This is a genomic window from Kineococcus indalonis (genome assembly GCF_009906395.1).
Classification (GTDB): Bacteria; Actinomycetota; Actinomycetes; order Actinomycetales; family Kineococcaceae; genus Kineococcus; species Kineococcus indalonis.
The window spans coordinates 1-10,906 of the sequence record NZ_JAAALM010000072.1; the positions used below are offsets into that span (position 1 = coordinate 1).

9 protein-coding genes are annotated in these 10,906 nt (G+C 78.3%); 6 read left to right on the plus strand and 3 right to left on the minus strand.

From position 1 onward, the window contains the following. The first annotated feature begins 105 nt into the window (after positions 1-105). Positions 106-2,223, plus strand: a complete 2,118-nt coding sequence (locus tag GTR00_RS05845; RefSeq protein WP_166610697.1) for an MMPL family transporter — start codon at positions 106-108, stop codon at positions 2,221-2,223. A 66-nt stretch (positions 2,224-2,289) separates the two neighbouring features. Here GTR00_RS05845 and GTR00_RS24830 read toward each other — a convergent pair whose 3' ends face one another. Both GTR00_RS24830 and GTR00_RS05855 read right to left on the minus strand, forming a co-directional pair. Then, a complete protein-coding gene (locus GTR00_RS24830; protein WP_205705175.1) occupies positions 2,290-2,901 on the minus strand; it encodes a Mut7-C RNAse domain-containing protein in 612 nt (203 codons plus the stop codon). Next, positions 2,868-3,278 (minus strand): TIGR03618 family F420-dependent PPOX class oxidoreductase, encoded by a 411-nt coding sequence (locus GTR00_RS05855; RefSeq protein WP_166610698.1) that lies wholly within the window; start codon positions 3,276-3,278, stop codon positions 2,868-2,870. The genes GTR00_RS24830 and GTR00_RS05855 overlap by 34 nt, the downstream gene beginning before the upstream one ends. A 142-nt stretch (positions 3,279-3,420) precedes the next feature. Here GTR00_RS05855 and GTR00_RS05860 point away from each other — a divergent pair, with 142 nt between their 5' ends. From GTR00_RS05860 to GTR00_RS05880, 5 genes are all read left to right on the plus strand, one after another. Next, positions 3,421-4,353 carry an LLM class flavin-dependent oxidoreductase gene (locus GTR00_RS05860; RefSeq protein WP_166610703.1) on the plus strand — a complete coding sequence of 311 codons (933 nt, stop codon included), beginning with the start codon at positions 3,421-3,423 and terminating at the stop codon, positions 4,351-4,353. A 127-nt stretch (positions 4,354-4,480) separates the two neighbouring features. After that, on the plus strand, positions 4,481-4,861 hold the full coding sequence (locus GTR00_RS05865) for a VOC family protein (protein WP_166610699.1): 381 nt from the start codon (positions 4,481-4,483) through the stop codon (positions 4,859-4,861). Positions 4,862-4,993: 132 nt separating this feature from the next. Continuing rightward, positions 4,994-5,731 carry a carbonic anhydrase gene (locus GTR00_RS05870; protein ID WP_166610700.1) on the plus strand — a complete coding sequence of 246 codons (738 nt, stop codon included), beginning with the start codon at positions 4,994-4,996 and terminating at the stop codon, positions 5,729-5,731. 95 nt (positions 5,732-5,826) lie between these two features. Continuing rightward, complete coding sequence (locus GTR00_RS05875; protein ID WP_205705176.1) at positions 5,827-6,582, plus strand: TetR/AcrR family transcriptional regulator; 756 nt, start codon at positions 5,827-5,829, stop codon at positions 6,580-6,582. A gap of 232 nt (positions 6,583-6,814) precedes the next feature. Continuing rightward, on the plus strand, positions 6,815-8,611 hold the full coding sequence (locus GTR00_RS05880; RefSeq protein ID WP_166610705.1) for an AMP-dependent synthetase/ligase: 1,797 nt from the start codon (positions 6,815-6,817) through the stop codon (positions 8,609-8,611). On the opposite strand, the gene GTR00_RS05885 is transcribed toward GTR00_RS05880, so the two are convergent. Next, the coding region (locus tag GTR00_RS05885; RefSeq protein WP_166610701.1) for a SpoIIE family protein phosphatase at positions 8,608-10,906 on the minus strand (2,299 nt) is incomplete at its 5' end. The genes GTR00_RS05880 and GTR00_RS05885 overlap by 4 nt on opposite strands.

Below are 10,906 nucleotides of genomic sequence, written 5' to 3' on the forward strand. Positions count from 1 at the left end.
CTGCTGGGAGGGCTGCTGGGGGGACTGGCTGCTCATCGGATCGCCAGCCTACCGCGCGGGTGCTATACATCTCAGTCACTGAACAACTTTGTCGCTGAGGTGAATGTGCCTGAGAACACCACCCTCGTCCGTGCCGCGGGCCGCCTGGTCACCGGCCGGGTCACCGCCTGGCTCGTCCTGGCCGCCGCCGTCCTGCTCGCCGGCGCCGTCGCCGTCGGCGAGGGCGAGGCCCCGCCCTCCCAGGCCGCCGGCGGCCGCCTGCCCGACGGCGCCGAGTCCGCCCGCGCCGCGCAGCTGCTGCAGGCCCTGCCCGGCGAGGAGAGCGCCCCCGCCCTGGTGGTGTGGACCCGGCGGGACGGCGGCGCGCTGGGCCCCGCCGAGCGCGGGGCCGTCACCGCCGCCGTGCAGCGCCTGGCCCCCCTGGCCGCCGGCGCGCCCGGCTCCCCGGCGCTGCCCTCCGAGGACGGGCGCGCCCTGCTGGCCGTCGTGCCCCTGGCCGCGGGCACCAGCGACGAGGAGGCCGCCCGCGCCGTCGGCGACGTGCGCGCCGCCGCCCGCGCCGACCTGCCCGCCGGCCTGCGCGCCCAGGTCACCGGCGGGCCCGCCTTCGGCGTGGACATCGCCGACTCCTTCTCCGGCGCCAACACCCGCCTGCTGGTGGTCACCGCCGGCGTCGTCGCCCTGCTGCTGCTGGTGACCTACCGCAGCCCGCTGCTGTGGCTGGTGCCGCTGGCCGTCGTCGGCGTCGCCGACCAGACCGCCGCCGGGCTGCTCACCGTCGTGGACCGCCTCGCCGGCACCCCGGCCGACCCCTCCAGCACCGGCATCACCAGCGTCCTCGTCTTCGGCGCCGGCACGAACTACGCCCTGCTGCTCATCGCCCGCTACCGCGAGGAGCTGCGCCGCACCCCCGACCGGCGCCTGGCCGTGCGCCGCGCGCTCGCCGGCGCCGGCCCGGCGGTCCTGGCCAGCGCCTCCACCGTCGTGCTCGCCCTGCTGGCCCTGCTGGCCGCCGCGCTGCCCGCCACCCGCTCCCTGGGCGTGGACGCCGCCGTCGGCATCGTCGTCGCCGGCGTGTTCGGCCTGCTCGTGCTGCCCGCCGCGCTCTCCGTGTGCGGCCGCGGGCTGTTCTGGCCGTTCGTGCCGCGCGCCGGCTCGCAGGACCGCTCCCGCAGCGGCCGGTGGGCGCGGACCGCCGAGCGCGTCGTGCGCCGCCCCTGGCCCGTGGTCGCCGTCTCCGCGGTCGTGCTGGCCGTGCTCGGCGCCGGGCTGGGCGGCGCGCAGCTCGGGCTGTCGCAGACCGAGCAGTTCCGCACCGCCGCCGAGGCCGTCGAGGGCGCCGAGACCCTCGAGCGGCACTACCCGCAGCAGGGCACGGCCTCGGCGCGGGTCGTGGCCGCCGCGGCCTCCGCCGAGGAGGTCGCCGCCGCCGCGGCCTCCGTGCCCGGCGTCGCCTCGGCGCGGGTGGCCCGCGAGGCCGGCGGCCTGGTGCAGCTCGACGCCGCCCTGGAGGCGCCCTCCGGCTCCGCCGACGCCCGCGCCGCCGTGCAGCGCCTGCGCGAGGCCGTGCGCGCCGTGCCCGGCGCCGGCGCCCTCGTCGGCGGCACCGAGGCCGAGGCGGTCGACGAGCGCGCCGCCAGCACCCGCGACCTGCTCGTCGTCGGCCCCCTGGTCGTCGCGGTGGTCCTGGCCGTCCTGGTGGTGCTGCTGCGCGCCCTCGTGGCGCCGCTGGTGCTCGTGGCCACCGTGCTGGCCACCTACGTCGCCGCGCTGGGCGCCGGCACCTGGCTGTTCGCCAACGTGTTCGGCTTCCCCGCCCTGGACACCGGCGTGCCGCTGTTCTCGCTGCTGTTCCTCGTGGCCCTGGGCGTGGACTACAACATCTTCCTCGTCACCCGCGCCAAGGAGGAGGCGGCCGGCGCCGGCACCCGCGCCGGCATCCGCACCGCCGTGGCCGTCACCGGCGGCGTCATCACCAGCGCCGGGGTCCTGCTGGCGGCGGTGTTCACCGTCCTGGGCGTCCTGCCGCTCATCACGCTCACCCAGATCGGGGTCGTGGTGTGCGTGGGCGTGCTGCTGGACACGCTGCTGGTGCGCACCCTGCTCGTGCCGGCGCTCGTGGCGGTCCTGGGCGAGCGGTTCTGGTGGCCCGGGCGCGCGCTGCGCCCCGCCGCGCCGCGGCACCTCCGGCCCCCCGCGCGCACCTCCGCCCGGCCCGGGTAGGGGGCCACGCGGCCGGCGCTGCTCGCCACGGCCGCGTGCGGGTGCTCGTGGTCCGCCGCGCCCGCGTCACCCCCCGCCGCGGGTGAGCTGTTCCGCCCGCCGCAGCAGCTCGTCGATGCGGCGGGCGTGCGCGCCGCGCCAGTACACCCGACCGCACGCGGTGCACCGCGTCAGCGGCGCGAGCGGCGGGCGGAACCGGTCCAGCACGTCGGCCAGCTGCTCCTCGGCCCCCGCCCCGCGCACCAGCGCCCCGCGCACCAGCGCCCGGCGCACCAGCAGGCCGCGGTCGGCGGTGAGCAGCAGCCGCAGCCGGCGCGCCAGGCTGCCCAGGTGCACGTCGAGCAGGAGACCCCCGGCGGGCACCGGCTGCGGGCGCGCCGCCGCGCCGGCGTGCAGCACCGAGCCCGGGGGCGGGCGGTCGGCGGGGGAGACCGGCGCACCGTCCACGGTGAGCACCCCCACCTCCGTCAGCGGCACCCCGGCGGACTGCACGACGTGCCCGGCGCTGGCGTGCGGCTCGTGCGGCACGAGCAGCCGGCCCGCCCGCCGCGCCCGCGCGGGCAGCAGCGGCAGCAGGGCGGGGTCGACCGTCAGCTCGACGCCCGGCGCCGCCGCGGGCGCGCCCGCGGCGTCGCCCCGGGCGTTCAGCCCTGCTGGGCGGCGCCCCACCCGTGCCACCGCTCGACCTCCACCAGGGCGCTGACGCGCGCGCGGTCGCGGGTGCCGTAGTCGCTGCCCAGGTAGTGGCGCGAGAGGCGGTCGATGTCGACCAGGTCGGGGTCGTCGCGGAACTCCGCGACGCGGCCCTGCACGCTGACGTGCGTGTACCAGTCGTCCCTGGCCAGGGCGGTCAGGGACACCCGGGGGTCCTCGCGCAGGTGGCGCAGGCGGGCGCGCGAGGCGTCGAAGTTCAGCAGCACCCGCCCGTCGTCCTCCAGCAGGTACCAGGTGGCCACGCTGACGGGGTGGCCGTCGGGGTGCACGGTGGCCATGACGGCGGGGTTGGGCTGCGCGAACAGCGCGGCGACGTCCTGGGGCAGGGGCGGTCGTGCCACGGGGGGCTCCGTTCCGGTGGGTCGGTGCTGCGGTCCCCGGGGATGCTACGGGGGGGCGGTGGCGGCGCCCGCTACGGTGCGCGGGACCGCTCGGACGTCTCTGACAGGAGTTCCGGTGCCCCGCTCCGGCCACATCGGCGTGATGCTCCCCCGCGACCTCGACCCCGCCCTCGTGGTGCCCTTCGCCCGGCGCGCCGACGAGCTCGGCTTCGACGAGCTGTGGGTGGTGGAGGACCTCGGCTTCCGCGGCGGTTTCGCCCAGGCCGCGGCCGTGCTCGCCGCGACCGCGCGCGTGCGCGTGGGCATCGGCGTGCTGCCCGCCGGCGCGCGCAACACCGCCTTCGCCGCCATGGAGGTCGCCACCCTGGCGCAGCTGTTCCCCGGCCGCCTCGACGTCGGCGTCGGCCACGGCATGCCGGACTGGATGCGCTCGGCCGGGCAGTGGCCGGCCAGCCCGCTGCGGCTGCTGGAGGACCAGCTGGACGCCCTGCGGCGGCTGCTGCGCGGGGAGGAGGTCGAGACCGGCGGGGACGGGCCCGTGCGGCTGCGCGGGGTGCGGCTGGACCCCGCGTGCGTGCCGCGGCAGGTGCCGCCGCTGCTGGCCGGGGTGCGCGGGCCGCGCTCGCTGGCCGTGGCCGGCCGCGTCGCCGACGGCACGGTCCTCGCCGAGCCGGTCACCCCCGAGTACGCGCGCGCCGCCCTGGAGCGCATCGCCGCCACCGGCCCGCACCGCGTGGTGGCCTACAACGCCGCGGCCGTCCACGAGGACGAGGCCGAGGCGCTGGCCGCCGTGCGCCCGGGCCTGCAGTGGATCGGCGACCCCGACTGGGCCCCGCACCTGGCGCCGCTGCCGTTCGCCGACGAGCTGGCCGCGCTGCGCCGCGGGGCCGCCGACCGCGAGGACTTCGCCCGCCGCCTGCCCGAGCAGTGGGTGCGCCGGCTGGCCGTCACCGGCACCCCGCAGCAGGCGCGCGACCGGCTGGAGGAGCTGTTCGCCGCCGGCGTCACCAGCGCCGTGCTCATCCCCGCCGGGGACCCCGCGCGGGCCCTGGAGCAGCTCGCCGCCGTCCTCTGAGGGGCACCGCCGGAACCCGGCTGAAACCCCGCCGGAACCCCGCCGGAACCCGGCGCTGACCTCGCCCGGGCGGGCCCCGCCCGCTACGGTGGCGCTCGTCGTCCCCGCGTCCAGGGAGGTGCGTGCGGTGGCCTGCCGCATCGGTGAGCTCGTGCTGGGGTGCCGCGACCCCGAGGCGCTGGCGCGGTTCTGGTGCGAGGTGCTGGGTTTCGTCGTGCTCGACCGCGAGGACGACGGCTCGGTGGAGATCGGGCCGCGCGAGGGTTTCGGCGGCCCGCAGCCGACGATCGTCCTCAGCCGCCAGGACGAGCCGGCGCCGGGCAGGTCCCGCCTGCACCTCGACGTCAACGCCACCGACCGCGACCAGGACGCCGAGCTCGAACGCCTCCTGCGGCTGGGCGCCCGCCCGGCCGACGTCGGCCAGACGGGGCGCGAGCCCTGGCACGTCCTGGCCGACCCCGAGGGCAACGAGTTCTGCCTGCTGCGCGCCCGCCTCGACCCGCTGTGACGCCCGGCGCCGGCGCACCCGGAAATTCCCCCGGGCCCCGCGCGCTGCCCGGCTAGCGTTCCGGTCGCACGTCCAGGGGGGACGTGCGCACCGCGCGGCGGGGGGTCGCGCGGCATCACCGGGGGGAGAACGATGAACACCGGAGGAACCACGCTGCCCGAGGACGACCCCGGCGCCACCCGGCGCGGGGTGTTCCGCTGGGGCGCGCTGCTCAGCGCCTGCGACAGCACCGGCGCCTCGGCGGCGCCGGCCGCGGTGCCCGAGCGCCCCGAGCGGGTCAGCGACCCGGACGAGGCGCTGGAGCTGCTGCGGGCCGGCAACGCGCGATTCGTCGCGGCGCCCGAGGTGCACCACGCCCACCCCGCCGCGCACCGCCTGCACCTGGCCGAGGGGCAGCACCCGTTCGCCATCGTGCTCTCGTGCGCGGACTCGCGCGTGCCGCCGGAACTGGTCTTCGACCAGGACCTGGGGGACCTGTTCACGGTGCGCACCGCCGGGCAGGTCGTCGCACCGCCCGTCCTGGGCAGCCTGCAGTACGGCGTGGAGCACCTGCACGTGCCGCTGCTGGTGGTCCTGGGCCACGAGGGGTGCGGCGCGGTGAAGGCCGCGCTGGAGGCCGTCGAGGCCGGTTCGGCACCCTCGGGCACCGCGGTGGACTCCCTCGTCGACGCCATCCGCCCGGCGGCGGAGCGCGCGCTGGCCGGCGTCGACGAGGCGCACCGCCTCGACGAGGCCGTGCGCCTGAACGTCGCCGACGGCGTCGCGGCCCTGGAGGCGGACCCGGTGCTCGCCGGGGCCGTGCAGGCCGGGCGCCTGCGGGTGGTGGGGGCCACCTACGACCTGCAGGACGGCGCGGTGGCGTTCCTCTGACCCGCCCGCCCGCGCCCCGCGGCGGCGGCGTGGAGACTGGACCCGCGCGCCGGTGCGGACACCGGTGCGGGCACCGGCGCGGGAGGGGGGCGAGGGTGGGCGCGGACGGCGTCGTCGACGGCGTGTTCTTCACGCGCCCGCCCGCGCTGCCGCGCGGGCGGCACGACCTGCCCGCCGAGCGGGTGGCCGCCGCCCAGCGCGAGCGCATGATGATCGCCGCGACCGAGCTGATGGCCGGGGGCGGCTACCGCGGGGCGAGCGTGCGGGACATCTGCGCGCGGGCCTCGGTGTCGCGGGCGGCGTTCTACGGGTGCTTCGCCGACAAGGACGACTGCATCGGCGCCGCCTACGACCGGTTCATCGCCGTCGTGGGCGAGGCGCTGCGCCGCGACGACCCCCGCGCCGGGGACTGGCCCTCCTTCGTGGCCGGGTTCCTCGGGGCGTACCTGGCGACCCTGCAGCGGGACCCGGTGAGCGCCTTCGCGTTCACGGTGGAGATGGACGCGCTGGGCCGGCCCGCGCGCCGGCGCCGCCGCGAGGCGGTCACCGGCCTGGCGCACCTGCTGCGCGAGGAGCGCGAGCGCTGGTCGCCCGGCAGCGGCGCCGCCGTGCCGCTGGGCGCCTACGTGGCCGCGCTGTACGCGGCGCGCCAGGCCGTGGCCGACGCCCTCGACGAGGACGCGCCGGACCTGATGGTGCTGCTGCCGGAGCTGGCGGGGTGGCTGCCGCGCCTGGTGGGGGACGCTCCGGTGCAGGTGCCGGGCCCGTCCGGCGCTGCTGCGCCCGGCAGCGCCCGGCCTCACGGGGGCGCCGGGGGTGACGGGCGGCGCCGTGCGGGTGGCGGTGCTTGACCGCCCCCCGGCGCGGGCGCATCATCGGCGTAACCAGTGTTACGCCGTGGGGCGTGGCCGGCTGGTCGTCGCGGGACGAGCCGCGCCGGCCGCGCGGACGCGGCCGGCGGCGCCGAACGAGGAGCAGCCGATGACGCCTGCTGACGCGTCCACGACGTCACCCGCCCCCGTCCCCGGCGACGTGCCCGGGGCCGCGCCCGCCGCGGCGCCCGGGCCCGCGCCCGCGGGTGCGCTGCGCACCGTCGGCATCCCGCCCGCGGTGCCGCCGGCGGCCTCCGGCAACCTCAGCGACCTCGTCCTGGACTGGGAGCGCGAGGACCCCTCGGCGGCGTGCGTCAGCCGCAAGGACGCCACCGGCGCGTGGGTGGACGTGTCCGTGGCGGAGTTCGCCGCCACGGCGCGCGCGGTGGCCAAGGGGCTGCTGGCCGCCGGGGTCCGCCCGGGGGACCGGGTGGGCCTGATGTCGCGCACCCGCTACGAGTGGACCGTGGTGGACGCCGCGTGCTGGTTCACCGGCGCCGTCGGCGTGCCGGTGTACGACACCTCCTCGCCCGAGCAGGTGCAGTGGATCCTGTCCGACTCCGCCGCGGTGGCGTGCGTGGTGGAGAGCGCCGAGCACGCCGCCCTGCTGACCGGGGTGCGCGAGCAGGTGCCCTCGCTGCGCGAGGTGTGGACCGTCGAGGACGGCGCGCTGGAGCAGCTGGCGGCCGCCGGCGCCGGCGTGGGCGAGCAGGAGCTGGAGGCCGCCCGCACGAGCGCAGGACCCTCGAGCACCGCCACGATCGTCTACACCTCCGGCTCCACCGGCCGGCCCAAGGGCTGCGTGCTGACCCACGCGAACTTCGTGGACCTGGTGCGCAACGCGCACGCCGTCATGCCCGACATGCTCGACGAGCCGGGCGCGTCCACGCTGCTGTTCATCCCGCTGGCGCACGTCCTGGCGCGGTTCGTGGAGGTGCTGTGCCTGTCGACGCGGGTGCGGGTGGGTTTCGCCCCCGACACCCGCGAGCTGGTCGCGGACCTGCAGGGTTTCCGGCCCACGTTCGTGCTGGCCGTGCCGCGGGTGTTCCAGAAGGTCCACGACGCCGCGCAGAACAAGGCCGCCGCCGGCGGGAAGCTGAAGGCGGGGATCTTCGCGCGGGCCGAGGCGACGGCGGTGGCGTACTCGCGCGCCCTGGACGCCGGCGGCCCCGGGCGGCGGCTGCGCGCGCAGCACGCGCTGTTCGACCACCTCGTGTACGCCAAGCTGCGCACCACCCTGGGCGGGCGGCTGACCCGCGCCGTCTCCGGCGGGGCCTCGCTGGGCGAGCACCTGAACCACTTCTTCCGCGGCGCCGGGCTGACGGTGTTCGAGGGGTACGGGCTGACCGAGACGGCCGCGCCGGCGTGCGTGAACCGCCCCGGCGACCAGCACATCGGCAGCGTCGGGCTGCCGCTGCCGGGCACCGAGGTCGCCGTCGCCGAGGACGGGGAGATCCTCGTGCGCGGCATCGGGGTGTTCCGCGAGTACCTCAACCGCCCCGAGGAGACTGCGGCGGCCTTCCGCGACGGCTGGTTCCGCACCGGCGACCTCGGCGCCCTGGACGCGGCGGGGAACCTCACCATCACCGGGCGCGCCAAGGAGATCCTCGTCACCGCCGCCGGCAAGAACGTCGCCCCGGCGCCGCTGGAGGACCGCCTGCGCACCCACCCGCTCATCTCGCAGGCCGTCGTCGTGGGCGACGGGCGCGCCTACGTGGCGTGCCTGCTCACCCTCGACGAGCAGGCGCTGACGGCGTGGGGGCAGCTGCACGGGCGCCCCGGGCTGAGCCTCACCGCCGCGCGGCAGGACCCGGCGGTGCTCGCGGAGCTGCAGGGCGCGGTCGACCACGCCAACGCCTCCGTCAGCCGGGCCGAGTCGATCCGCCGCTTCCGCGTCCTGGGGCAGGACTTCACGGTGGGCAACGGCTGCCTCACGCCCAGCCTGAAGGTGCGCCGCGCGGAGGTCCTGCGCACCTTCGCCGCCGAGGAGGAGGCGCTCTACACCTAGCCGCCGCCCGCCCGCACCAGCACGAGGGTGGTGTCGTCCCCGGCGCCGCCGGGGACGGCGGTGAGCAGGTGGTCGGCCAGCGCGGCCATCCCCCCGCCCGCCGGCAGCCGCGCGGCCGCGCCCGTCGCCGCCCGCGCCAGCGTGGCGGTGGTCTCCGCCAGGCCGGTCTCGCGCCGCTCCACCAGGCCGTCGCTGTAGAGCAGCAGCAGCGCGTCCCCAGGCAGCGGCGCGCGCACCGTCTCGGTGGCCAGGCCGGTCGTGGGGCCGAAGCCCAGCCCGAGCACCGGGCGCGGCGGGACCTCCAGGGCCGTGGTGCCCGAGCCGGTCACCAGCAGCGGCGGCGGGTGCCCGGCGCTGGCCAGCTCCACCACCGCCGGCCCCTCCCCGCCGGCGTCCACGACGGCCACGAGGGCGGTGGCGGTGTGGTTGCCCAGCAGGGTCGCCACCAGGGCGTCGAGGCGGTCCAGCGCCGAGGCGGGGGAGTGCCCCTCCAGCAGGTACGCGCGCAGCGCGGTGCGCAGCTGCGCCATCGCCGCGGCGGCGTGCACGCCGTGACCGGCGACGTCGCCGACGACGACGGCGACCCGCCCGTCGTCCAGGGGCAGCGCGTCCCACCAGTCCCCGCCGAGCTGGCCGCCCTCGGCGGGGCGGTAGCGGGCCAGCAGCTCCACCCCCGGCACCGCCGGCGCCTCGTCGAGCACGACGGCGCGCTGCAGCGACTCGGCGATGGCGATCTGCCCGCGCGAGCGGCCCAGCATGACGCCGGTGACCTGGCTGCGCAGCCGGTCGGCGGTCGCCCCGTGCCAGGGCCGCCAGGGGGTGCTGCGCCCGCGCACGACCTCGCGCCACTTCTCGAACGACGTGCGCGGGCTGATGCGCACCTCCGGGCCCTCACGGGTGGCGATCTTCGCGTTGTGCGGGTCCCCGCCCCAGTCCACGGTCCGCGGCTGCTCCGGGCGCAGCCACAGCAGCCACCCGTCGCCGTCGATGCCCACCCGCAGCGCGCCCGCGGCGACGTCGGCGACGCCGGCCAGGCCCGGGCTCAGCGCGGCCAGGTGGTCGGTGAACGTGGCCGCCCCGTCGGCGCGCGCCAGCAGCGCGGCGGTGCGCTGCAGCTGCGCCCACGGCGGCACGGCCCCGCGCGTGAGCAGCCGGTCGCCGGTCCACGCCGCCACCCCACCGGCGTCCAGCAGGTCCAGCAGCCGCCCGTCCTCCACCAGGGTGGCCAGCGGCTGGCGGTCGCTGGCGGAGACGACGGCGAGGATGTCGGCCATGAGCTCCTGCGCCGCCAGCGCCCGGTCGCGCTCGGCGGAGCGCACGCGCTCGCCGACGAGCTGGGAGGCGGTCTGCCCCAGGAACTCCGCCGCCGAGCGCGCGTCGTAGCCGGGGCGGTGCGGGCCGGAGTAGTGGTGGCAGGCCACCAGGCCCCACAGCCGGCCCTCCACGACCAGGGAGACCGACATGGAGGCGGTGACGCCCATGTTCTCCAGGTACTCCACGTGGATGGGCGAGACGCTGCGCAGCACCGAGTGCGACAGGTCCAGCGGGGCACCGGTGGCCGGGTCGAGCAGCGGGTGCAGGCGCGAGGGGACGTAGGAGACGTCGGCGATCAGCCGGGTCCAGTTCAGCGTGTACAGCCGGCGGGCCTGGGCGGGGATGTCGGAGGCGGGGTAGTGCAGGCCCAGGAAGGCGTTGAGGTCCTCGCGGCGGTCCTCGGCCACGACCTCGCCGTTCCACTGCGCGTCGAAGCGGTAGACCATGACGCGGTCGAAACCCGTCACCGCCCGCACCTCCCGCGCCAGGCGCTCGCACAGGCCGTCGATCCCGGAACTGCCGGCCAGCCGCGCGATCGCCGCCCGCGTGGCGCGGTAGGACACCGCCGGCGCGGCGCCGTCGAGGGGCTCGACCTCCACGAGCAGCCGCTCGCCGGAGAGGTGCAGCACCACGTCGGCGTCCACGGCGCCGCCGGGGACGTCCACGCGGGCGTGCAGGGCCTCGTCGAGGTTCTCCAGCGCGTCCGCCTCGCGGACCCGCCCGGCCAGCTCCGCGCCGAGCAGCTCCGCCAGCGGGGCGCCCACGAGCGCGTCCAGGGGGCGGCCGAAGAACCCCTCGGCGTTGGCGGAGGCGACGACGACGCGGTGCGCGGAGCGGTCCACCGCCAGCAGCACCCCGTGCGGCTGCACGGCGCCGGGCACGTGCACGGGTTCGCGGTCGCAGCTCGTCAGGTCCACCGCGCCGTAGGCGGGGGCGAACGCCTCCGGGTGCGGCGGGGCGCCGGCCGGCACGGTGCTCACC